Annotated in this window: 24 protein-coding genes and 2 pseudogenes; 15 read left to right on the top strand and 11 right to left on the bottom strand. The window is 67.7% G+C overall.

What is annotated here, in order from left to right:
* From FXN61_RS31175 to FXN61_RS31165, 3 genes are all read right to left on the bottom strand, one after another.
* On the bottom strand, positions 1-1,270 hold a 1,270-nt coding region (locus FXN61_RS31175), incomplete at its 3' end, for a methyl-accepting chemotaxis protein (RefSeq protein ID WP_167977559.1).
* A gap of 5 nt (positions 1,271-1,275) precedes the next feature.
* The gene (locus tag FXN61_RS31170) at positions 1,276-1,581 is read right to left on the bottom strand and encodes a hypothetical protein (RefSeq protein WP_167977558.1); all 306 of its coding nucleotides are present in this window, start codon (positions 1,579-1,581) and stop codon (positions 1,276-1,278) included.
* Positions 1,582-1,644: 63 nt separating this feature from the next.
* A complete protein-coding gene (locus FXN61_RS31165; protein WP_312878124.1) occupies positions 1,645-2,631 on the bottom strand; it encodes a PLP-dependent cysteine synthase family protein in 987 nt (328 codons plus the stop codon).
* Here FXN61_RS31165 and FXN61_RS31160 point away from each other — a divergent pair.
* From FXN61_RS31160 to lepB, 5 genes and pseudogenes are all read left to right on the top strand, one after another.
* Complete coding sequence (locus FXN61_RS31160; RefSeq protein WP_167977557.1) at positions 2,608-2,808, top strand: hypothetical protein; 201 nt, start codon at positions 2,608-2,610, stop codon at positions 2,806-2,808. The genes FXN61_RS31165 and FXN61_RS31160 overlap by 24 nt on opposite strands.
* Before the next feature lie 19 nt (positions 2,809-2,827).
* Positions 2,828-3,439: a trimeric intracellular cation channel family protein gene (locus FXN61_RS31155; protein WP_167977556.1), complete on the top strand. Its 612-nt coding sequence runs from the start codon at positions 2,828-2,830 to the stop codon at positions 3,437-3,439.
* A 69-nt stretch (positions 3,440-3,508) separates the two neighbouring features.
* Positions 3,509-4,203, top strand: a pseudogene (locus FXN61_RS31150) (response regulator transcription factor).
* Positions 4,203-5,585 (top strand): sensor histidine kinase, encoded by a 1,383-nt coding sequence (locus FXN61_RS31145; protein WP_312878125.1) that lies wholly within the window; start codon positions 4,203-4,205, stop codon positions 5,583-5,585. The pseudogene FXN61_RS31150 and the gene FXN61_RS31145 overlap by 1 nt, the downstream one beginning before the upstream one ends.
* Before the next feature lie 10 nt (positions 5,586-5,595).
* Positions 5,596-6,414: a signal peptidase I gene (lepB, locus tag FXN61_RS31140; RefSeq protein WP_312878123.1), complete on the top strand. Its 819-nt coding sequence runs from the start codon at positions 5,596-5,598 to the stop codon at positions 6,412-6,414.
* Positions 6,415-6,476: 62 nt separating this feature from the next.
* On the opposite strand, the gene FXN61_RS31135 is transcribed toward lepB, so the two are convergent.
* The 3 genes from FXN61_RS31135 to FXN61_RS31125 are packed head-to-tail and all read right to left on the bottom strand — an operon-like array spanning position 6,477 to position 9,642.
* Entirely contained in the window at positions 6,477-7,379 is a 903-nt protein-coding gene (locus tag FXN61_RS31135) for a carbohydrate ABC transporter permease (protein ID WP_312878122.1), read from the bottom strand.
* A complete protein-coding gene (locus FXN61_RS31130) occupies positions 7,376-8,335 on the bottom strand; it encodes a carbohydrate ABC transporter permease (RefSeq protein WP_312878121.1) in 960 nt (319 codons plus the stop codon). Before FXN61_RS31130 ends, FXN61_RS31135 begins: the two co-directional genes overlap by 4 nt.
* The gene (locus FXN61_RS31125) at positions 8,332-9,642 is read right to left on the bottom strand and encodes an ABC transporter substrate-binding protein (protein ID WP_246292226.1); all 1,311 of its coding nucleotides are present in this window, start codon (positions 9,640-9,642) and stop codon (positions 8,332-8,334) included. The genes FXN61_RS31130 and FXN61_RS31125 overlap by 4 nt, the downstream gene beginning before the upstream one ends.
* 235 nt (positions 9,643-9,877) lie before the next feature.
* On the opposite strand from FXN61_RS31125, the gene FXN61_RS31120 reads away from it, so the two are divergent.
* The 4 genes from FXN61_RS31120 to FXN61_RS31105 are packed head-to-tail and all read left to right on the top strand — an operon-like array spanning position 9,878 to position 15,286.
* Positions 9,878-11,875, top strand: coding sequence for a beta-galactosidase (locus FXN61_RS31120; RefSeq protein WP_312878120.1), 1,998 nt, complete (start codon positions 9,878-9,880; stop codon positions 11,873-11,875).
* 1 nt (position 11,876) lies between these two features.
* Entirely contained in the window at positions 11,877-12,671 is a 795-nt protein-coding gene (locus FXN61_RS31115) for a DeoR/GlpR family DNA-binding transcription regulator (RefSeq protein WP_167977555.1), read from the top strand.
* Positions 12,668-13,753, top strand: coding sequence for a galactose-1-phosphate uridylyltransferase (gene galT / locus FXN61_RS31110; RefSeq protein WP_167977554.1), 1,086 nt, complete (start codon positions 12,668-12,670; stop codon positions 13,751-13,753). Before FXN61_RS31115 ends, galT begins: the two co-directional genes overlap by 4 nt.
* Before the next feature lie 51 nt (positions 13,754-13,804).
* The gene (locus FXN61_RS31105) at positions 13,805-15,286 is read left to right on the top strand and encodes a S1C family serine protease (RefSeq protein WP_167977553.1); all 1,482 of its coding nucleotides are present in this window, start codon (positions 13,805-13,807) and stop codon (positions 15,284-15,286) included.
* A 144-nt stretch (positions 15,287-15,430) separates the two neighbouring features.
* On the opposite strand, the gene tnpB is transcribed toward FXN61_RS31105, so the two are convergent.
* A complete protein-coding gene (gene tnpB / locus FXN61_RS31100) occupies positions 15,431-16,804 on the bottom strand; it encodes an IS607 family element RNA-guided endonuclease TnpB (RefSeq protein ID WP_167977552.1) in 1,374 nt (457 codons plus the stop codon).
* 149 nt (positions 16,805-16,953) lie between these two features.
* Between tnpB and FXN61_RS31095 the strand changes: the two genes are divergently transcribed.
* Genes FXN61_RS31095 through FXN61_RS31080 form a run of 4 tightly spaced genes read left to right on the top strand, consistent with a single transcriptional unit; the run spans position 16,954 to position 19,202 of the window.
* Positions 16,954-17,637: a response regulator transcription factor gene (locus FXN61_RS31095; RefSeq protein WP_312878119.1), complete on the top strand. Its 684-nt coding sequence runs from the start codon at positions 16,954-16,956 to the stop codon at positions 17,635-17,637.
* Positions 17,622-18,521: a sensor histidine kinase gene (locus tag FXN61_RS31090; RefSeq protein WP_167977551.1), complete on the top strand. Its 900-nt coding sequence runs from the start codon at positions 17,622-17,624 to the stop codon at positions 18,519-18,521. Before FXN61_RS31095 ends, FXN61_RS31090 begins: the two co-directional genes overlap by 16 nt.
* Before the next feature lie 5 nt (positions 18,522-18,526).
* On the top strand, positions 18,527-19,027 hold the full coding sequence (locus tag FXN61_RS31085; RefSeq protein ID WP_045311897.1) for a MogA/MoaB family molybdenum cofactor biosynthesis protein: 501 nt from the start codon (positions 18,527-18,529) through the stop codon (positions 19,025-19,027).
* Positions 19,014-19,202, top strand: coding sequence for a hypothetical protein (locus FXN61_RS31080; RefSeq protein WP_167977550.1), 189 nt, complete (start codon positions 19,014-19,016; stop codon positions 19,200-19,202). The genes FXN61_RS31085 and FXN61_RS31080 overlap by 14 nt, the downstream gene beginning before the upstream one ends.
* A gap of 6 nt (positions 19,203-19,208) precedes the next feature.
* On the opposite strand, the gene mscL is transcribed toward FXN61_RS31080, so the two are convergent.
* From mscL to FXN61_RS31060, 4 genes are all read right to left on the bottom strand, one after another.
* The gene (mscL, locus tag FXN61_RS31075; RefSeq protein WP_167977549.1) at positions 19,209-19,649 is read right to left on the bottom strand and encodes a large-conductance mechanosensitive channel protein MscL; all 441 of its coding nucleotides are present in this window, start codon (positions 19,647-19,649) and stop codon (positions 19,209-19,211) included.
* Complete coding sequence (locus tag FXN61_RS31070; RefSeq protein WP_167977548.1) at positions 19,649-20,203, bottom strand: SAF domain-containing protein; 555 nt, start codon at positions 20,201-20,203, stop codon at positions 19,649-19,651. Before FXN61_RS31070 ends, mscL begins: the two co-directional genes overlap by 1 nt.
* 72 nt (positions 20,204-20,275) lie before the next feature.
* Complete coding sequence (locus FXN61_RS31065) at positions 20,276-20,578, bottom strand: FmdB family zinc ribbon protein (RefSeq protein WP_167977547.1); 303 nt, start codon at positions 20,576-20,578, stop codon at positions 20,276-20,278.
* A 94-nt stretch (positions 20,579-20,672) separates the two neighbouring features.
* Complete coding sequence (locus FXN61_RS31060) at positions 20,673-21,239, bottom strand: 5-formyltetrahydrofolate cyclo-ligase (protein WP_167977546.1); 567 nt, start codon at positions 21,237-21,239, stop codon at positions 20,673-20,675.
* 38 nt (positions 21,240-21,277) lie between these two features.
* On the opposite strand from FXN61_RS31060, the gene FXN61_RS31055 reads away from it, so the two are divergent.
* Together FXN61_RS31055 and FXN61_RS31050 are read left to right on the top strand one after the other, a co-directional pair.
* On the top strand, positions 21,278-22,162 hold the full coding sequence (locus FXN61_RS31055; RefSeq protein ID WP_167977545.1) for a UTP--glucose-1-phosphate uridylyltransferase: 885 nt from the start codon (positions 21,278-21,280) through the stop codon (positions 22,160-22,162).
* Positions 22,163-22,179: 17 nt separating this feature from the next.
* A pseudogene (locus FXN61_RS31050) lies at positions 22,180-22,453 on the top strand (molybdotransferase-like divisome protein Glp); the annotation flags it as partial.

The following is a 22,453-nucleotide window of genomic DNA, read 5'->3' as shown; positions in this document are numbered from 1 at the left end:
GGGGCCATGGGGGGCGCCCATCCGGCATCGCGCCGCCGACGTGGTGTCGTGGTGGTGTGGAGGATGGAGCGGCGGCAGGGCTGCGCGGCCGCGTGGGTCGTGTCGAGGCGCGGAGGAGGCGCCGCAGGGCCGTGGCCGCCCGTTGGCACGCTACCGGAGCCGGTATGACCGCCAGCCGGCACACCACCGGAGCCGGCGTGACCGACCGGTCGGCACACCACCCGAGCCAGCACCACCCGAACCGGCGCCACCCGAACCGGCACCAGAACCGCCGCCCAGCGACGGCGGCGCGGACACGGCAGGACCCGCAGCGGTTGCCGCGTGGGTGGCGGGGAGCGTCGGTGCCGCCGTGCAAAGTCGGGGGTGCGGAGACCGGGGCGCCGCCGGGAGCCACCGAGGTGACGGCGGCAGCCTTGGTGCCGTCGGCGCCACCTGGCGGGGCGTAGACCTCGCGGACCTTGGAACCGATGTCGTGGCCGCGGTCCGCGATCTCCGAAGCGGAGTCCTTGATGGACGACATGTCGTCGTGGATGTCGTTGACCGCGTTGCGGACGTCGCGACCGGCCTCGGTCACCTCCTGGGTGGCGTTCATGGCCTCGGCGAGGGTGTCGGCGTCCTTCAGCTTGCCGATGGCCGAGAAGACTCGGCCGACGGCGTCGAACAGCGCCTTCACGTCCGAGACGAGCTTCTTGACCGTGTCGATGATGTCCATCACGCGCCGGTAGATCTGGTACGCGTTCCAGACCATCTCGGCGGCCTTGATCCAGCCTGCCAGCGGGATCCAGACGGTGGCTGCGGCCTCGAGCAGCTTGTTGACGAGGTAGTCCAGCAGGCGGGCGGCCTGCTTGCCCAGGGCCTCGGCGCCGGAAGCGACGGTGTCGAAGCCCTTGGCGATCAGCTGGGCGACGCCCATCTCGGCCAGCAGGCCGGCCTTCCAGCCGAGCGCGATGTACTTCTCGTGGGCACGGGCGGCCTCACCGTCCCAGTGGCCGCGCACCTTCCCCACGGCGTCGGTGAGGTTGTACGAGACGTCGTTCATCGCGTTGCCGACCATGCGCCACGCGTCACCGTCGGCGCGGATCTTCGACCAGTCGCCGGTGATCGGCGTGATGATCGTGGCGACCAGGCTTTCGCCGGTCACGGCCTCGAACACCCAGTTGACCGCCTGCACGCCCCAGCCCTGGTCCTGCAGGACGTCGTTCAGGGAGGCTCTGTCGACCTCGGGCTGCTTGAGGGAAGCGGAGACCGGGCGCGGGTCCCGGTAGGCCATCGTCGTCACTTCAGCAGCCCCTCGAAGATCGCACGCTGGGCCTTGTCGATGTCCTCGTAGACCGTGGCAGTCGCGTCCACCGCGGACGCCGCGCCCTCCAGCTTCGACTTGCCGAAGTCGAGCGTCTCGTCGAACAGCGCGCGCACGACGTCCACGCCCGGCTGCAGCAACGTGAGCAGGCCCGTGAAACCGCCCTTGTCGCACGCCGTGGTGTGGACGTACTTGCGGATCGTCTCGAACTCTTGGGCTTCGGTGCGCAGGTACTCGGCGTACGCGCGCAACTCGGCCGCGTCGGTGAACAGCGACGACACAGCGTCCCCCCTGCGGACTCAGGTGCTCGGGTGCTCAGGTCACGCTGTGACGCAGAACTCTCGTCACCAGTTCCCCGTGCGGTGGAAGTTGTTCAGGCGTTCCAGGCACGGATCCAGGTCCATGCCTTGTGCGGACACCCATGAGTCGTCGTAGTAGGTGTTTGCGTAACGCTCGCCGCCGTCACACAGCAAAGTCACCACGCTCCCGCGTGTGCGAGATTGCCGCATCTCGGCGACGATCTCGAACGCTCCCCAGAGATTTGTTCCGGTCGAACCGCCGACCCGCCGCCCGAGCAGGTCCTCCACGTACCTGATGGTGGCCACGGACGCCGCGTCCGGCACCTTGATCATGCGGTCGATCACCTGACCGATGAACGACGGCTCCACCCGCGGCCGCCCGATGCCCTCGATCCGCGAGCCTCGCGTGCCCACCAGGTCGGGGTTGCTGTCCCGCCACGCGTCGAAGAAGACCGAGTGCTCGGGGTCGACCACGGCAAGACGGGTGTTCAGCTTCTGGTAGTGGATGTACCGGCCGACCGTTGCCGACGTACCGCCCGTGCCTGCTCCCACGACCACCCAGTCCGGTTCCGGCGAGGGCTCGAGCTTCATCTGGTCGAAGATGGACTCGGCGATGTTGTTGTTGCCTCGCCAGTCCGTCGCGCGCTCGGCGTGCGTGAACTGGTCCATGAAGTGGCCGCCGAGCTCAGCGGCCAGCCGCCGCGACTCGTCGTAGATCGCCGAAGGCTGGTCGATGAAGTGGCACTTTCCGCCCTGCCGCTCGATCAGCGCGATCTTCTCCGGCGAGGCTTTCTCATGCTCGACGCCGATGGCACTGGTGCGCGCATGCGGGCCGAGGCGCGCGCTCTGCTGGACGCAGGTCCTCCGCTCGCGACCGTCACCGAACTGGAAGATCGCCGGTACGGGACGACCGACCTGCTCGAAGACCTGATCGGCGCCCGTGACGATGACGAGATGCTGTTCGTCGCGGCACGGTTGCTGACCTGTGCGGGCGAGCTGGCACTGGTCGTGCAGAACCGCTGGCTCGGGCACGGGAAGTGGCTCCTGCGCCGTCTTCGTGACGCGAAGGCCGACGAGCTCGTGGACGCCTACCGCGCGTTGGTGCGAGGCGAAGGCGCCGAGTGGTTCATCGAGGTCGTGGAGCACGTTCTGGAGTCCGCGGGAGGGCGGCTGGAGGCCGGTTACCGCCGGGCAGCGCCACCCCGATGACCAGCTAGCCTCTGCATTCGTGCTGCTCATCGTCCTGGAGCTGATCGGGATCGCCGTGTTCGCCGCCTCCGGCGCGGTGGCCGCCGTCCGTGCGCGCCTCGACGTGTTCGGCGTGACCATCCTGGCTCTCACCACGGCATTGGGCGGCGGCATCGTCCGCGACGTGCTGCTGGGCGTGCATCCGCCGACGAGTCTCAGGAACTGGCCGTACCTGCTGGTCGCCGGCGGCACGGGCCTGATCGTCTTCTGGTTCCACCCGCAGGTCGCCAGGCTGCGTCGCTCCGTGCTGCTGCTGGACGCCGTGGGTCTGGGTCTGTTCGTCACGTCGGGCACCACCACCGCGCTCGCTCTCGGCGCGACCCCGTACGCGGCGTGCCTCATCGGCATGACGACCGGTATCGGCGGTGGGGCGCTCCGTGACCTCCTCCTCCGGGAGATTCCGTTGGTTCTGAGGAGAGAGATCTACGCCGTCGCGGCCCTCGCCGGCGCGGTCGTCGTCGCGGTGGGTGAGTGGGCCGGATTGCCGAAAGGCCTGGTCGCGCTGACTGGTGCGTCAATAATCATCACCATCAGGCTGATTGCGCTCTGGCGGAAGTGGAACGCACCCGTCGCGCGTGGCCTCGAGGGCTAACGCCGAACTCACACCCGCAGTTAGGGCCCTTCTCAGGCGCCTCTCAGATCCCTCGGCAAGACTGCCCCCATGCGCATCCTCGTTGTCGATGACGATCGGGCGGTCAGGGAGTCACTCCGCCGCTCGCTGCAGTTCAACGGCTACCAGGTCGAGACCGCCGGAGACGGCATGCAGGCCCTGGAGTCGGTGAACGCCGCCAGGCCGGACGCCATGGTGCTCGACGTGATGATGCCGCGGCTGGACGGCCTTGAGGTGTGCCGCAGGCTGCGCAGCACCGGCGACGACCTGCCGATCCTCGTGCTGACCGCGAGGGACGCCGTGAGCGACCGCGTGTCCGGTCTGGACGCCGGTGCCGACGACTACCTGCCCAAGCCGTTCGCGCTGGAGGAGTTGCTGGCCAGGCTGCGCGCTCTGCTGCGCCGTGCCGCTCAGGACATCGACGCCGCCCAGCACTCCGCGGCCGTGCTCAAGTTCGCCGACCTGGAGCTGGACCCGTCCACCAGGGACGTCCGCGCGGCGAGCGTGCCATCAGCCTCACCCGCACCGAGTTCGCGCTGCTCGAGCTCCTGCTGGCGCACCCGCGCCAGGTGCTCACCCGCAGCCGCATCCTGGAGGACGTGTGGGGATACGACTTCCCGACCTCGGGCAACGCGCTCGAGGTGTACGTGGGCTACCTGCGCCGCAAGACGGAGGCGGATGGCGAGCCGCGGCTGATCCACACGGTGCGCGGGGTGGGCTACGTCCTGCGGGAGACCCCTCCGTGATCTTGGAACCCCAGGGACGGCTCCAGAAGGCGTCGCTGCGGGCTCGGGTCACCTGGCTCGCGGCGTTCTGCGTCGCAGGGGCAGTCGCGTTGGTGTCGTTCGGCGCGTACATGATCGTGCGCAAGAGCGTGTACGACGCGCTCGACGAGAGCCTGCGCACCCGTGCCGTCGCCGTGGCCACCGGCGAGAAGATCAACACGCCGGACCTGGTCGACAAGTACCCGGCGGCGTTCCTCGCCGCCGGCGACGTGAAGATGGGTGTCCTGCTGGCGGACAGCGGGCAGCTCCTCTACCCGCAGGACTCCGAACGGCCGCCGACGGTCGAGGAGGCCTGGGACGTCGCACAGGGCGAACGCGACGAGTTCATCTGGACCGACCACAAGACCGAGTCGCGGGTCATCGCCGTCAAGTACCAGCGGAACCAGGCGATCATCATCGCCCAGTCGATGCTGCCGCAACGCACCACCCTCGCCAAGCTCAGCGTGGTCCTGCTGCTCATCGGCGGTGCCGGCGTGCTGCTCGCGGCCATCGCGGGCACGGCGGTCGCTCGCACGGGCCTGAGGCCGGTGCAGCGGTTGAGGGAGGCCACCGAACGCGTCGCGAACACGGGCGACCTGACGCCGATCCCGGTGTCGGGCGACGACGAGCTGGCCCGGTTGACGCACAGCTTCAACGCCATGCTCGGCGCGGTCGCCGAGTCGCAGGAACGGCAGCGCCGCCTGGTCGCCGACGCGGGCCACGAGCTGCGCACACCGTTGACCTCGATGCGCACCAACCTGGAACTCCTGCTGGCATCGGAACGTCCGGATTCGCCCACGTTGTCCGAAGAGGACAAGCGGGAGATCCAGACGGACGTGCGCGCGCAGCTCGACGAGCTGACGACGCTGATCGGCGACCTGGTCGAACTGGCCCGCGAGGACGCCCCGCAGGTGATCCACGAGCCCGTCGATCTCGTCGAGGTGGTAGAACGGGCGATGGACCGCGCGCGCCGACGCGCCTCGAACGTCACGTTCGACGTGCAGCTGCAACCGTGGACACTTCTGGGTGATTCAAGTGCTCTCGAGCGCGCGGTGCTGAACCTCCTCGACAACGCGGTGAAGTTCAGTCCCTCGGGCTCAGCGGTGCGGCTGAACCTCCGTCAGGTGGGCGACGGCAGCGCCGTGGTGGAGGTGGCGGACGCGGGCCCCGGCATCGCGGACGCCGATCTACCTCACGTTTTCGAGCGGTTCTACCGTTCGTCCGAGGCGAGGACCCTGCCGGGTTCCGGCCTGGGACTCGCCATCGTCAAGCAGGTGGCACAGCGGCACGGCGGCACGGCCGCAGCGGGCAGAGCGCCCGAGGGCGGTGCCCTGTTCACGTTGCGCCTACCCGGACGTCCGTAAGGTGGGGCGTGTGAGTCATCGCGTGAACGACGAGTCTTCGTCGACCTGGGAGACGACGCCTCCCGCCGGAGACGGCACTGAGCGCTCCTCGTCGCGCTCCTCGTCGTACTCCTACGACGACGAACCGGCGCCCAGGTTCCACAGGAAGAAGACGAAGAAGAAGCAGCCGTTCTGGAAAGAGCTGCTGGTCATCTTCAGCGTGGCGCTGCTGCTGACCGTCGTCATCCAGACGTTCGTCGCGCGCGTGTTCGTCATCCCGTCGGCATCGATGGAGACGACCCTGCACGGCTGCACGGGCTGCGTGAACGACAAGGTGCTGGTCGAGAAGATCACGTACCTGTTCCGCGACCCCCAGCCGGGCGACGTCATCGTCTTCCGCGGCCCGCCGAACTGGACCGGTGGCAAGGAGCCGCCGAACTTCGTCGTCGGCACGCTGCAGGACCTCGGCTCGATGGTGAACCTGTCCGAGCCCAGCGGCACGGACTTCATCAAGCGCGTCATCGCCGTCGGCGGCCAGACCGTCGAGTGCTGCGACGACCAGGGCCGCGTACTCGTGGACGGCCAGCCGCTGGACGAGCCGTACCTGAACTTCAGTGGCGGCCCGCGCCAGCAGGACACGTTCGAGAAGGTCACCGTGCCCGCGGGCAAGCTCTGGGTGATGGGCGACAACCGCAACAACTCGTCGGACTCGCGCAAGCACGGCGACCCGACGCCGGCGGACGGCGCCATCCCGGTCGACAACGTCGTGGGCAAGGCTCGCGTGATCGTCATTCCGGTCGGGCGCTGGGGTTCGATCTCGGACTACAACCCGCAGACCGGCGGCAAGTAGACGTAAAGCTGCGAAAGGGGCGAGGGCCTGCTGGCCCTCGCCCCTTTTTCGCTGTCCTGCGGTCAGCCCTTCGTCGAGCCCAGCGTCAGCCCGCCGACGAACTGCCGCTGCAGCACGAAGAACACGACCAGCGTGGGCAGCGCGACGAGCAGCGACCCCGCCGCGATCAGGTTGTTGTCGGTGAAGAACGTGCCCTTGAGGTTCTGCAACGCCGAGGTGACCGGCATCTTGTCGCCGTCCTGGATCAGCACCAACGCCCACAGGAAGTCGTTGTAGATCCAGGTGAACTCGAGCGTCGCCAACGCCGCCAGAACCGGACGGCACAGCGGCAACGTCAGCTGCCAGTACTGCCGGAACACCGACGCGCCGTCCACGCGGGCGGCCTCGGTCAGCTCGTACGGGATCGTCTTCATGTAGTTCGACAGCACGAACGTGCAGAAGCCGGACTGGAAGGCGATGTGGATCAGCACGACTCCGAGCGGTGAGTCGATCAGCGACCCGCTCGCGCTGATCCACTCCGGCACCTCGATCAGCCGGTACAACCGCCACAGCGGCGTCACGATCACCTGCTGCGGCAACAGGTTGCCCGCGGTGAAGAGCATGAGCAGCAGCAGGTTGAACTTGAAGCTGAACCGGGAGACGCCGAACGCGATCATCGAGCTGAGCAGCAGTGTGATGACCAGCGCGGGGATCGTGATGAGGAACGTGTTCCAGTAGAAGTGCGGCAGCTCGCCGATCTCCCACGCCTTCGCGAAGTTGTCGAACGTGAGCGACTTCGCGACGGAGAAGTAGCCGTTGACCGACGTGTCCTCGTACGTGCGCAGCGAGGCGTAGACCGCCCACAGCAGCGGCGCCAAAGTCATCAAACACGTCAGGATCAGGAACGTGTGCAGCGCGACCCGTGCCGGGGTCACCACCCGCTTCTTCACAACCGGCACCGAAGGCCGTTCCAGCGTGGCCGTCACGTCCGGTTCTCCTTGCTGAACACCTGGTACAGGTACGTGATGATGAATCCGAGCGAGATCGTCAGCAGGATCACCGCCACCGCGGAACCCCGGCCGATGCGGCTCGCCTCACCGATGATGTTGTCGGTCACCAGTACCGACAGCAGCTCCAAACCGTTGCGCCCCTTGTTGATGACGTACACGATGTCGAACGCGCGCAGCGCCTCGATCACCGTCACCACGAGCACCACGATGTTGACCGGCTTCATCACCGGGAACGTGACGCGGAAGAACGTCTGCGTCGCCGAGGCGCCGTCGAGCGCCGCGGCTTCCTTCAGCGCGGGGTCGACCGACTTCAGGCCCGCCAAGTACAGCAGCATGATGTAGCCGGTGTGGCGCCACGCGGCCGCGACGAGCACCGCGTACAGGTTGATGTCGGAGTCGCCGATCCAGTCGACCGGGTTGTCCGTCAGGCCCAGCACCGAGTTCAGCAGGCCGCCGTCCGGCGTGTAGATCAGCTGCCAGATGAAGCCGACCAGTGCGAGCGACAGCACCATCGGCATGTACAGCGCGCTCTGGTAGATCCGGCTGCCCTTGATCTCCCTGTCCAGCAGCACGGCCAGCAGCAGACCCGCGCAGGTCGGCACGATGAGCAGGAACACCAACCAGATCAGGTTGTGCTGCACCGCCGGCCAGAACCGCGGGTACTCGGTGAAGATCTCGACGTAGTTCCCGACACCGATCCACTCGATGTCCTCGAAGCCGCCGATGCCGTTCCACCTGCTGAACGACAGCGCGACCGAGCCCAGTGTCGGGATCCACACGAACAACACGTGCACGAACGTGGGGATGCCGAGCATGAGCCCCAGCACCAGTTTGTCGGTTCCGGCCAGCGCGGTGGCGCGCGGCCCGCGACGCCGACGAGGCGGCGACCCCTGGGGGGCCACCGCCTTCGGCTTCTCCTGCAATGCGGTCACTTGAAGATGTTCTTCGCCTGATCAGCCATGCCCTTGAGCACGGAGTCGATGTCGTCGGGGTTCTTGATGAACGCGATGAGGCCGTTCGTCGCCGCCTCGCTCGCGAAACCGGGGTCGGTGTCGCGGTCGAGGAACTGCGTGATGTGCTTCGCGTTCTTGATGGTGTCCGCCACCTTCTTCTGCAGCGGGCTGTAGCCGGAGGTGTCCGCCTTCTGGTTGGTCGCGACCGCGGTCGGGTCGGCCTTCAGGTAGGCGAGCTGCGGCTCGGCGCTCGACAGGTACTCGAGCAGCTTGAGCGCACCGTCCGGGTTGGCCGGCTTCTTCGCCATCATGTAGCCGTCGATCGGCGCTTCGACCGTGTCGGTGCCGTGCGCGGGGTTGATCTCCGGGAACGGGAAGAAGTCCAGGTCGTCCTTCTCCGCGTCGGGGAACTGCTGACCCACGAACGCGCCCAGCAGGTACATGCCGGACTTCTTCTGCTGCAGCGTCTGCGCGGCTTCCTGCCACTCGCGGCCGAGCGCGTTCTCCTGGTGGAACGGCAGGAGCCGCTTCCAGGTGTCGAACACGTCCTTGACCCGCTTGTCCTGCCAGTTCTCCTTGCCTGCCAGCAGGTCGACGTGGAACTGGTAGCCGTTGATGCGGAAGTTCAGCTGGTCGAACGTGCCCATGCCCGGCCAGCCCTGCTTCTGGGCGAAGGCGATCGGGATCAGGCCGTCGGACTTCATCTTCGTGGACAGCGCGACGAGCTCGTCGAGCGTCTTCGGGACCGCGTAACCGCGCTCCTGCCACACGCTCTTGCGGTAGAACATGCCCCACGCGTACTGGGTGAACGGCACGAAGTACTGCTTGCCGTCCGAGCCCGTGGACGCCTGCTTGAGCGGCTCGGAGTAGTTGGCACCGACCTTGCCCCACAGGTCGGTGAGATCACCGGTGAGGCCCTGGTTGGCGAAGAACCGCATCCGGTAGCCGGCGAACCACGCGAGCACGTCGTCCGGCTTGCCCTGCAGGTAGTTGTTGATCTGCTCCTGGTACTGCTCGTGCTGCTTGGTGTTGATCGTGACGCTGAGGCCGCCGGAGTTCTTCTCGAACGCCTTGACCGCCGCGGTGATCGCGTCCTTCGGCACCTGGTCGGACAGGTTGTTGCCGAACGTCACGACCTTGGAGTCGCTGCCGGAGCCCGATCCTCCGCCGCAGGCCGCCAGGCCTCCGGTCGCGGCGACACCCGCACCCGCCAGCATGATCCGCAGCATCGTGCGCCTGCCGAGTTGTGGTAACGGAGTGGAACCGGGCGTGTACCGAACCATCATCGCTCCTACGGGTGACGCTCGGTCTTGCGAACCGAACAGGACTCCAACAAAGTTGCGCACAATGTGGTCCCAGTCATACACCATGTCAAGCCCCGTTACGGAGCTGTTAACCCCGCGCACACGGCGTTTCCGCCGTGTACCGGGACAAGTACCGGTCAACCGCTGAACAGACCTAAACGCCAAGTTGTGTTTGCTTGTGTTGACGTTCTGATGGTTGTCGGCCACTCTTGCCGCCGTGACGACTTGGCCAACTGGCATGCAGGGGCTCGGCTGGGGAGCTGATTACAACCCCGAGCAGTGGCCGGAACACGTGTGGGCGGAGGACGTCGAGCTCATGCGGCGCGCCGGGGTCAACCTGGTCAGCGTCGGGATCTTCAGCTGGGCGAAGATCGAGGTCAGCAAGGGTGACTACCGGTTCGACTGGCTCGACCGGGTGATCGACCTGCTGCACGCCGGCGGCATCCGCGTCGACCTCGCGACCGCGACCGCGTCACCCCCGCCGTGGCTCACCGCCCAATACCCCGAGATGCTGCCCGTCCGCGCGGACGGCGTGCGGCTCTCGCACGGCTCCCGGCAGGCCTACTGCCCGTCGTCACCGATCTACCGCGAACGGGCGACGGCGCTGGCCGGCGAGCTCGCCTCGCACTACCGCGACCACCCGGCGCTGGCCGCGTGGCACGTGGGCAACGAGTACGGCTGCCACGTCTCGCGCTGCTACTGCGACACGTGCGCAGAGTCCTTCCGCGAGTGGCTGGCCGCCCGCTACACGCTCGACCAGGTCAACGACGCGTGGTCGACGGCGTTCTGGAGCCAGGGCTACACGGACTGGTCGCAGATCCTGCCGCCACGGGCGACGCCGACGTTCTCGAACCCGGGCCAGGTGCTCGACTACGACCGGTTCAGCGACGAGGCGTTGCTCGAGCAGTACAAGGCCGAGCGCGACGTCCTGCGCATGATCACGCCGGACGTGCCGATCACCACGAACTTCATGGCCACCTGGACGATGGAGGCGCTGGACTACTGGAAGTGGGCCCGCGAGGTCGACTTCGTCTCCAACGACCACTACACCGAGGCCCAGTCTCCCGACCGGCACATCGAGCTCGCGATGTCCGCGGATCTGACGCGAGGCCTGGCGGGCGGCAAGCCGTGGCTGTTGATGGAGCACTCGACGTCGGCGGTGAACTGGCAGCAGCGCAACATCGCCAAGCTGCCTGGCGAGATGCGGCGCAACTCGTTCCAGCACATCGCCCGTGGCGCGGACGGGACTCTGTTCTTCCAGTGGCGGCAGTCGCGCGGCGGCGGCGAGCGCTACCACTCTGCGATGGTGCCGCACGCGGGCACTGACACGAAGGTGTACCGCGAGGTGTGCCAGGTCGGGGCCGAGTACGCGACGTTGTCCGACGTCGTCGGCTCCACTGTGGACGCTTCGGTCGCTGTCCTGTTCGACTGGCAGTCGGGGTGGGCGCTGCGGCAGGACTCGCACCCGACCACGGACTTCCACTACCGCAAGCACGTCTTCGGCTACTACAAGGCACTGTGGCAGGCCGGGGTGACCGTCGACTTCGTGGCGCCGGGCACGAACCTGTCGGCGTACTCCATGGTCGTCGTGCCGGCGTTCTACACCGTGTCCGACGCGCACGCCGCGGTGATCGCGGACTACGTGGCAGGCGGCGGTCATGTCGTGGTCACGTACTTGTCCGGAGTTGCCGACGAGCACACGCGGGTGCGTCTGGGTGGTTACCCCGGAGCGTTCCGTGACGTGCTGGGCGTGTGGTCCGAGGAGTTCTACCCGTTGCGGCAGGGCGAAACCGTTTCCTTGACCGACGGGTCAACCGCCTCGCTGTGGACCGAGCACCTGCACGTGCGCAGCGCCGAAGTCGTTGTCTCCTACGCCGACGGGCCGTTGCCGGGCGTGCCGGCCGTGACACACAACGCGTTCGGCAACGGTGTTGCCTGGTACGTGGCGTGCGACCTCGACGAGAGCGGTCTCGGCCGAACGGTGGAAAGCGCGCTTTCCGGTGCGGGCGTGGCGGTGCCGCCCGAAAGGATCGAACACCGCGAGATTGAGCTTGTGAGGCGCAAGGGCGACGTATCGTGGCTTTTCGCCGTCAACCACACCGACACCGACGCTGAGATCGAGGCGTCCGGTGTCGACGTGTTGTCCGGCACGAAGGTCTCCGGACGCCTCACCGTGCGAGCCGGGGACGTCGTCGTCCTCAGGGAAGAGGTGTGAGGTGCTGGCACGTCAACGGCAAGCGGTGATCATCGAGGAAGTCCGGCGGACCGGCGCGGTGCGCGTGAGCGACCTGGTCGTCCGGCTCGGCGTCTCGGACATGACCGTACGCCGCGACCTCGACGTGCTCGCCTCGCGCGGACTGGTGGAGAAGGTCTACGGCGGCGCGACGTCCGTCGTCGGGCGCTCGACCGACGAGCCCGGTTTCGAGGCCAAGTCGGTGCGGCAGCTGCCGGAGAAGGAAGCGATCGCGGCGCTGGCCGCGGGTCTCGTGCGTCCCGGCACGGCCATCGGGCTGTCGGCGGGCACGACGACGTGGACGTTGGCGCGCTTCCTCGACGACATCCCCGACCTGACCGTCGTGACGAACTCGATCCGCGTCGCGGACGTGCTGCAGCAGAGCGGGCGCACTGATCGCACGGTGGTGCTGACCGGTGGTGTGCGCACGCCGTCCGACGCGCTGGTGGGCCCGGTGGCCGTGCTGGCGTTCGTGCTGCACCTCGACGTGGTGTTCCTGGGCGTGCACGGCATGGCCGAGCGCTCCGGCTTCACCACCCCGAACCTCAACGAGAGCGAGACGGACCGCGCGCTCGTCGACGCCGCCGGACGCGTGGTCGTGGTCGCGGACCACACGAAGTGGGGCACCGTGGGCATTTCCACGATCGCCGACCTCGACGAGGCGCACGTCCTGGTGACCGACGAAGGTCTGCCGGACGACGCGCGCACGATCCTCACCGACCAGGTCGGCGAGTTGGTGTTGGCACACGTACCTGGAAGTGGCGAGGAGTTGGCGTGAGGCGTACCGCGGGAAAACTGGCGGACGGCCGGGAGATCATCTACTTCGACGACAGCGCTGAAGCTCCACCGAGAGTCGCGGTGGACACGCGGGATCTCCCCGCGACGCAGCCGATGTCCGAAGTACGGCTGGACCCGTTGACCCGCGAATGGGTCGCCATGGCGGCTCATCGGCAGACGCGCACTTACAAGCCACCAGCGGATCTTTGCCCGCTGTGCCCGTCGACGCCCGGCAGGCCAACGGAGATTCCCGAGGCCGACTACGACGTCGTCGTGTTCGAGAACCGGTTCCCCTCGCTGGCGCAGAACGTGCCGGACGTGCCGTCCACTGTGGATGGTGAGGAGCTGTTCGCGCGCGCACCGGGGCGTGGGCGTTGCGAGGTCGTGTGCTTCACGTCGGACCACAACAAGTCCTTCGGTGAGCTCTCGCCGTCGCGCGTACGGACCGTTGTGGACGCTTGGGCGGACCGGGTTGCTTTCCTGTCAACGTTGCCAGGAGTGGAACAGGTCTTCCCGTTCGAGAACCGCGGCGAAGAGATCGGCGTGACGCTGAGCCACCCGCACGGCCAGATCTACGCGTACCCCTTCGTGACGCCTCGCACCGAACGGATGCTTGAGGCGGCCCTGGAGTACTACGCGGCTCATGGGCGTCCGTTGTTCGGTGACGTGCTGGAGGCCGAGCTACGCGCGGGCGCGCGCGTGGTGGAAGAGTCCGCGCACTGGGTGGCCTTCGTGCCCGCCGCCGCCCGCTGGCCCGTCGAGGTCGTGCTGGCGCCTCGTCGCCAGATGCCGGACCTGGCCGCACTGTCCTCTGTGGAGCGTGACGACTTCAGCTCGTTGTACCTGAAGGTGCTGCACCGCCTGGACGCCTTGTACGACCGGCCGCTGCCGTACATCGCGGCCTGGCACCAGGCGCCGGTGAACGTCGGTCGCGACGAGATGTGGCTGCACCTGCAGGTCTTCTCGGTGCTGCGGACCGCGGACAAGCTGAAGTACCTCGCGGGCTCCGAGTCCGGCGAAGCCGTGTGGATCAACGACGTGACGCCGGAGCAGATCGCGGAGAGGCTGCGAACGCACAACTGACTCCCAGGCTGGTTTAAGGGTTCTCTCAGGCCGAAGCGCGAGACTATGGCCATGACCGAGAGCAACCAGCCAGCGCAGCAGCCGGAACAGCCCGACTCCGTGCCGCCGACCGCCGGTCAGACCGACTCCGGCGCGCGGGAGCAGGGCCCGCAGCCGCCGGATCCCGGCCAGCCGGATCCTTTGCAGGGGGGATCCGGCCAGGCCGGGGCCTACAGCGCCCCCGCAGGCCTGGGCGACGTGCCCTCCTCCTTCACTTCGGCCCAGCCGCAGGTGCACTCACCTGACGCGGGCCAGACGCAGCTCGGCGGGCCCGGACCCGGCCAGCAGCTTCCTCCCTCAGGGTCCGGCCAACCTCACCCGCTCGGCCCAGGCGCGCAGTTCGGTGCGGAGCCGCCCTCAGGGCCGCAGACGGGTCAGTACTACCTCCCACCCGGCTACCAGCCGCCGCCCCTTCCGCCGCGCCCCAAGGGCCGTGGAAAGGTCGTAGCAGGCGTCGCAGCGCTCGTGCTGATCGTCGGAGGGCTCTCCGGTGGCATCGGCGGCTACCTGGGCTACAACTTCGCCAACGACTCGTCCTCCGTCAGCTCTCTCGACACGCCGCGCCCCGCCGCTCAGACCAGCAACGCCCCGGCGGGCTCGGTCGAAGACGTGGCGAACAAGCTGCTGCAGTCCGTCGTCCAGATCCAGGTCGTGACACGGACCGGCGCCGGCGAGGGCTCCGGCTTCATCATTTCCAGCAACGGCCAGATCGTGACGAACAACCACGTCATCGAGGGCGCGGCCGCCGGCGGCAACATCAAGGTCGTCTTCCAGGACGGCAAGACCGCCAGCGCCAAGGTCCTCGGCCGCGACCCGAGCTCCGACATCGCCGTCATCCAGGCCGACGGCGTCTCCGGCCTGCCGGTCGTGCAGCTCGGCAACTCCGGCGACCTGAAGATCGGCCAGGGCGTCGTCGCGATCGGCTCGCCGTTCGAACTCTCCGGCACCGTCACCTCGGGCATCGTCAGCTCGCTGAACCGCCCGGTCTCCGCGGGCGGCGACGCCCGCAACTCGCAGGCGACCGTCCTGAACGCCATCCAGACCGACGCCGCCATCAACCCCGGCAACTCGGGCGGACCTCTGGTCAACATGCAGGGCCAGGTCGTGGGCATCAACTCCGCGATCTACAGCCCGAACTCGGCCGGTGGCCAGGCGGGCTCCGTCGGCATCGGCTTCGCGATCCCGATGGACCAGGCGCGCCGCACGATCGACGAGATCGTGAAGACCGGCAAGCCCAAGCAGACCGTGCTCGGCGTGAAGGTCGAGTCGGTCGAGGAGGGCGCCAAGATCTCCGAGATCACGCCGGGCGGCGCGGCCGAGAAGGCCGGGCTGAAGGCCGGTGACGTGATCACCAAGTTCGGCGACCGTCGCATCGACGAGTCGGACACCCTCGTCGCCGCGGTCCGGTCCAAGGCGCCTGGCGACAAGGTCACCATCACGCTGTCCGACAACAAGACGGTGGAAGCCACCCTCGACGGTGTCGAGGTGGGATAGGTCGGGGGACGTCTGGCGCCGACACCGCCGCCGTCGGCGCCGGACGCAACGACCTGGAGGCCGCTCCTCGCACACCTGCCCGTGCGTGGTGCGGCCTCATTTTTACCCGTGAGCACCTGCCGTTACCTGACCGCGAATTCGCGGTCAGGTAGTCGTCACCTTGCGGTGGCGACGTTGGCCCGCACCGGTTGGTGCGGGTCTTCCCGTGGCAGTACCCGCTGCCCGCACGGTGCGGGTCTGACGTGGGTTTCCATCGGGCTTGTTTGGAGTCCCGGCGCAACTCGCCGAGGACGTGTCGCCTGCTGCCTCGTCGACGAGCGCAGCGAGGTTGTGAGCGGCGTTGAGGTCGCGATCGAGCACGAGCCCGCACTCGTCGCACTGGAACACTCTGACGCGCAGCGGCAGTTTGGCTTTCACCGCGCCACAGTCCGAGCAGGTTTTCGAGGACGGGAACCAGCGGTCCGCGATGACGAGACGGCCGCCGAACCAGGTGGTCTTGTAGGTGATCTGTCGTCGCAGCTCGCCCATGCCGACGCCGAGGATGTGACGTGCCAGGCAGTGATTGCGCATCATTCCGGCGACGTTCAGGTCCTCCAGGACGACCGTGCCGAATCTGCGGACGAGGCCGGTGGTGAACTTGTGCAGACCGTCCCGGCGAGCGTTCGCAATCCGCGCGTTGAATTTGGCGATGCGAGCCTTGATTTTGCACCATCGGTTCGATGGCTTCTGCCCAGTGCGCCTGTCAGGGCCTGTACGCCGGGCCGCTTGGCGCTGCAGGCGGCGCAGCTCCCGTAGCGCGACTTCGAGGTGCCTCGGGTTGGGGATGACCTGCCCAGTGGACAGCGTTGCGAGCGACTTCACACCGAGATCCACACCAACCACCGTGTCGGGCAGTGGAGGTGCCGAATCTGCGCGCGTGATTTCCACGGAGAACGAGCAGAACCAGCGTCCAGATCGATGAGAGACAGTGGCTGACCGGATGCGAGCCCTGCCGCACTCGACATGGCGTGCGAGTTTGCGGGTGGACTCGTGGGTGCGGACTGTGCCGATGCGGGGAAGAACTATGTGCCGCCGGTTCGACTCGATCAAGCCGAAGGTGCCTGTGGTGAATCGGCATGACAGGGTGCCGCGCTTACCTTTGAACCGTGGGAATCTGGACTTCGGGCCACGACGCCTGCCCGTGCGCGAGGTATGCCAGTTCCTCAACGCTGTGGCGAGGTTGGCCAGGCCCGATGAGTACGCCTCTTTCGAGTTCTCGCTCCACCACGGTGCAACCGTGTGCTTGGCCTGGTTCCAGTCCTTGCGCAGGCTGTAGGCCGACCATGACCGTGCCGGGGTGAGCTGATCGTCTGGGATCTCGTAGGTCTTCTCGGCTGCGCGCTGGTCGAGGTTCTCCTTGATGCGTGCCAGGCCCCAGTTGTAGGCGAAGCGCTGCCCGCCGCAATGCGACCGCAGGTCGGTCTGCTGTTGCGGTGTCGGATCGAGGGCGAACCGATACGCCTGGAGGACTGTGCTCATCGCGGACAGTGAAACGAACGTTCGAACACGAAAGTTCACCGGTCCGTGCAGTTTTCGGCTCCCGACTCTTTGTCATCATGGAGGGTTTTCTTACGGCCGCGTGACGCTTGCGAGCCGGGTGTGCGTTCGTGGCCTAGCGTGGTGATGTGGTGGAGCGGGTGCTGGTCGTCGACGACGACACGACGGTGCGGGACGTGGTGCGCCGCTACCTCGAACACGCCGGGTACGAGGTCGAGCTCGCCGGTGACGGGGAGCAGGCACTGCGGCTGATGGCTGAGCACGAGCCGGACATCGTGGTCCTGGACCTGATGCTGCCCGGCATCGACGGCCTCGAGGTGTGCCGGCGGGTCCGGGAACGCGGCAGCACGCCCGTGGTCATGCTGACGGCGCTGGGCGAGGAAGAAGATCGCATCGCCGGGTTGCAGATCGGCGCGGACGACTACGTCACGAAGCCGTTCAGCCCGCGCGAGCTGGCGTTGCGGGTCACCTCGGTGCTGCGGCGGGCCCGGCGGTTCTACGAGCCTCGGACGGTGCGGGACGGGAACCTGGTGCTCGACGTCGCCGCGCACACCGCGACGCTTGACGACATGCCGTTGCAGCTGACGACTCGTGAGTTCGACCTGCTGGCGTTCTTCATCGGCAACGCGGGCAAGGCGTTCGGGCGGACCGAGCTGCTGGAGCGGGTGTGGGGCTGGCAGTTCGGGGACCAGTCGACCGTGACCGTCCACGTGCGACGGTTGCGGGAGAAGATCGAGCAGGACCCCGCTAAACCCAAGCGTCTCAGCACCGTGTGGGGTGTCGGCTACAGGTATGACAAATGTTCGATCGACTGAGCAAGGTGTCGATGACCACCGCGATGACCGTCATGGTGATCGTGCCGGTGGTGGCGACCATCGGCGGCGTGCTGGTGGTCAGCGGTTTCATGTTCACGCCGATGCTCAACGCCGCGATCATGGTTTGTGTGCTGGTCGGTGTGGTCACGGTGCCGTTCTCGATCATGCTGGGGCGTGCGATCGCCCGGCGCAGCGTGTGGGAGCGGGAGGCTGAGGCGGCGCGGCGGCAGCTGGTGGCGTGGATCAGTCACGACCTGCGGACCCCGTTGGCCGGGATTCGGGCGATGACCGAGGCGCTGGAGGACGGGGTCGTCTCCGAGCCGGGTGAGATCGCCGTCTACGCCAAGCAGATCGCGCAGGAGGCGGATCACCTGTCGAAGCTCGTGGACGACCTGTTCCAGCTCTCGCGGATCACCGCCGGCGCGTTGAAGCTGACGTTGCACGACGTGCGGCTGGCGGATGTGGTCAGCGATGTGGTCGCGGCGTCGAGGCCCGTGGCTCAGCTCAAGGGTGTGCGGTTGCGCGCGGACGCTCGTGAGTGGCCGGTGGTGCGGGGGTCGGATCCGGAACTGATGCGTGTTGTGCGCAACCTTGTGTCGAACGCCATTCGACACACGCCGGAGGGTGGCGCGGTGGCCGTCCAGGTCGATGTGGACGGTGGCGAAGCGGTGGTGCGGGTGGACGACGCGTGCGGCGGCATACCCGATGACGTGCTGCCACAGGTGTTCGACGTGGGGTTCCGCGGCAGCGCGGCACGCAATCCGACCGGCGCCGGACTCGGGCTCTCGATCGCCAGAGGGCTGGTCGACGCGCACGGCGGGCGAATCTCCGCGCAGAACCACGGTCCTGGCTGCCGCTTCGAAGTCAGACTCCCGCTACGGTGATCGGTATGGAACGCAGCGCGCAGCGCCTTGGCCGCGCTTTGGTCGTGATCGTGGACGACCGGGTGGCGCACGGCGAGCAGGACGACAACTCCGGCCCTCTCGTCACAGAACTGCTCGAAGAAGCGGGCTTCATCGTCGACGGCACCGTCGCGGTCGAGGGTGAGGTGGTCGACATCCGGGCCGCGCTCAACACGGCCGTGATCGGTGGCGTCGACCTCGTGGTCACCGTCGGCGGCACAGGTGTGTCGCCGCGCGACGTCACCCCCGACGCCACGCAGGGCGTGCTCGACCGCCCGATCCACGGCATCGCCGAGGCACTTCGCGCCTCCGGCCTCGCCGCGGGCGCGGTCGACGCGGGCATCTCGCGCGGTCTCGTGGGCGTTTCCGGCAGCACGCTCGTCGTGAACCTCGCGGGCTCACGCTCCGCGGTCCGCGACGGCATGGCAACGCTGTCGGCGTTGGTGCCCTACGTCATCGAGCAGCTGAGCGGTCTTGACGAAGAGTGAGAAGCCCCAGCCGGCCGACGACGACGCCGTGAAGCGCCGTCGTCGGCTCGCTGAGGTGTTCGGCGACGTGCTCCCGGACACGACGTCGGACGAGCGCGGTGGGACCTCAGGGGACAGTTCTGGGGACCGTGAGGCTTGGTACCGGGAGAACAGGCCGCCGCACCACGGCGGCTGACCCCTTCTAGACCTTCGGGTTGCGCACGTCGGCCGACTGCGGCTGCCCGTTCTGCCCGTTCTGCCCAGCGGCGAGCAGGTCGCGGATCTCCTTGAGCAGTTCGACGTCGGTGGGCTCGGACGGGCCCGGTTCCACACCCTTCTCTCGACGCTCCTTGAGCTTGTTCATCGGGAGCACGAAGACGAAGTAGACGACAGCTGCGACGATCGCGAAGTTGATGACCGCGGTGATCAACGCACCGAAGTCCATCTTCGTCTTCTCGTTCGCGTCGATGAGCTTGAACGCGAGCCCCTCGACGTTGTTGCCGCCGAACAGCGCCACCAGCGGGTTGATGATGTTCGATGTGAACGCGGTGACAATCGATCCGAACGCGGCGCCGATGACCACGGCAACAGCCAGGTCGACGACGTTTCCGCGCATCAGGAAGTCCTTGAATCCCTTCAGCATCAGCGGAGAGTAACGGCTAACTCGTGATCCAGTGACATCGCGGCCACACGAGTCGCGTTGCGTCTCGGCAACGTGAGCACAACGACTTGCCCACGCGTCTCGCGCACGGACGCGTTCTCGGCCAGCACCTCCGCCGACGGTGACACGACATCGACCCGGCTACCCACCCGCACCACCTCGGCAAGGCCCTGGTCAGCCACCCGCACCGCCACGGATGCCAGCTCTCCCGGCACACCGGCAAGATCGAAGTCGGTCAGCGGAACGCCCGCCCGTGCCGGCGAAGTCAGCGCACGGCCCACCACGGCGTCGGCACCCGAGAACGATCCCGGCAAGGGCGCGCTCAACGACACGACTCGAACGTCATCAGCGGTGAGCGGCACTCCGGCAGGAAGATCTCGTGCGGCCGCCACCGCGGGATGACCCACGTCGGGCCAGAAGCCCGTCAACGCCGCTAGCAAAGCCAGCCCCAGAGCCAGAAACCTGCGCCACGCAACAGAAGGACGACGGCGCGACAGCGAGCGGATCCGGTCGAGGAACGTGCTGGAAAGAGTCATGCCCTCGACGGTAGGGCCGTCGAGGGCATGTCAAAGGGGGCTCAGCCGCAAGTTGTGGACAACTCGCGATCTTCAGGAGGCCGCGGCCGCCGGAGCGCTCGTCGAGGGCTTCGAGTCCGACGAAGTGGACGTCGAAGACGACTTCGAGTCCGACGAGGTGGTCGTCGTCGTGGCTGCAGCCGTGCTCTTGGACGAGCCCGAGCGGCTGTCCGTGCGGTAGAAACCGCTGCCCTTGAACACGACACCGACGGCGCCGAAGAGCTTGCGCAGCTTGCCCGAGCACTCCGGGCACTCGGTGAGGGAGGCGTCGCTGAACGACTGCACAGCCTCGAACCGGTGCTCACACGCGGTGCAGGCGTACTGGTACGTAGGCACTGGGTTCGCTCCTAGATCTGGCACTCGGGCGTTGTGAGTGCCAACACGATTTTCGCTCAGGACCTTCCCGGAGCGCAAACACACCAGGTCAAAGTCACAGCCACCGCAGGCCAGCCGATGGGGTCAGAACGCCGTTCATCCGCACGTCGTGAGGCTCCGCGGGCACGTCCTGGAGCACCTCGGAATCTCTTACAACTGCCACCAAAGGCGCTTTGACCAGCGGCAACGACCTGTCGTAGTGCCCCTGTCCCTTCCCTAGCCGCACCCCGTCCACCGACACCGCCAGCGCGGGCACCAGCACCAGCGATGCTCCAGCGATCGCCGAGGCGCCGAGCCGGGGACCGGAGGGTTCGAGCAGCCGGAACGCGGCGGGGACGAGTCCTGCCGGTCCGGTGTGGACCGCCCAGTCGAGCGGCGAGTCGCCCGTCACGATCGGCAGCAGCACCCGGCACCGCAGGCCGTCGAGCCACGACGCGTCACCGGGCTCCGATCCGACCGGCAGGAACGCGCACACCGTCTGATCAGGTCGAACGTCCAAAGCAGCCACGTGCGCCGCCAACGCCGAGGCCTCGGCGGCACGGACTTCAGGCGTGACGGCACGACGTGCGGCCAGCAACCGTGAACGCAGTGTGGCCTTACGGTCACGAAGATCGGACGTCATGGTGGGTAACCCTAGGTATGTCGTTAGCATCGCAGCCCATGAGCAGCGCCTTCCACACCGCTATCGTGCCCGCGGCCGGTCTGGGCACCCGTTTCCTTCCCACGACCAAGGCCGTGCCGAAGGAGTTGCTGCCGCTGGTCGACACCCCGGCCATCGAGTACGTGGCCAGGGAAGCGGCCGAGGCGGGAGCGACCAAGCTGGTCATCGTGACCTCGCCGGACAAGGCGTCGGTCGCCGGCTACTTCGACGCCAACCCCGAGCTCGAGCGGACGCTGGCCGCGCGCGGCAAGGCCGACCTGGTCGAGAAGATCCAGCGCGCGCCGCAGCTGATCAAGGCCGAGACCGCGATCCAGGAGCAGGCGCTCGGCCTGGGTCACGCCGTCGGCTGCGCTGAAGGCAACCTGACCGGCGACGACGAGGCCGTCGCGGTGCTGCTGCCGGACGACATCATCCTGCCCACCGACGCGCTCAAGAAGATGGCGAAGGTTCGCGAGGAGAAGGGCGGCAGCGTCCTGCTGGCGTTCGACATCCCACGCGAGCAGATCTCCGCGTACGGCGTGTTCGACGTCCGCGACACCGGCAACGACGACGTCAAGCAGGTCGTCGGCATGGTCGAGAAGCCGAAGCCGGAGGACGCGCCGTCGACGTTCGCCGCCGCCGGCCGCTACCTGCTCGACCGTGCCATCTTCGACGCGCTCAAGCGCATCACGCCTGGTGTGGGCGGTGAACTGCAGCTCACCGACGCCATCGCGCTGCTCATCGCGGAGGGTCACCCCGTGCACGTCGTCGTGCACCGCGGTGGGCGACACGATCTCGGCAATCCCGCCGGATTCCTGCGCGCTGCGGTTGACTTCGCACTCAAGACCCCGGAGTACGGACCCGATCTGCGCGAGTGGTTGCGGGAACGCCTCGACAACTCCTGAGCGCTAGGACCAATCACATGAGGTCAGTGGACGAGCAGCTCGCTCGGGTGATCGCGGCCGCGGTGCGGCCGGCACCCGTGCGGGTGGCGATCTCGGAGTCGCAGGGCCTCCTCTGCGCGGAGGAGGTCGTGGCGGAACGCGCGTTGCCCGGCTTCGACCAGGCCGCGGTGGACGGCTACGCGGTGCGCAGCGTCGACGTGTCCGGCGCGAACGCGGGCCCCGTGCAACTGCCGGTCGTGGGCGAGATCCCGGCGGGCTCCCGGCAGCCGCGCCGCCTCCAGCCCGGCCAGG

The sequence above is a fragment of the Lentzea indica genome (genome assembly GCF_012184385.1).
In the GTDB taxonomy this organism is placed as follows: domain Bacteria; phylum Actinomycetota; class Actinomycetes; order Mycobacteriales; family Pseudonocardiaceae; genus Lentzea; species Lentzea indica.
The sequence above is the reverse complement of the archived record's forward strand: the minus strand, read 5'-3'. Positions and strand labels throughout refer to the sequence as shown.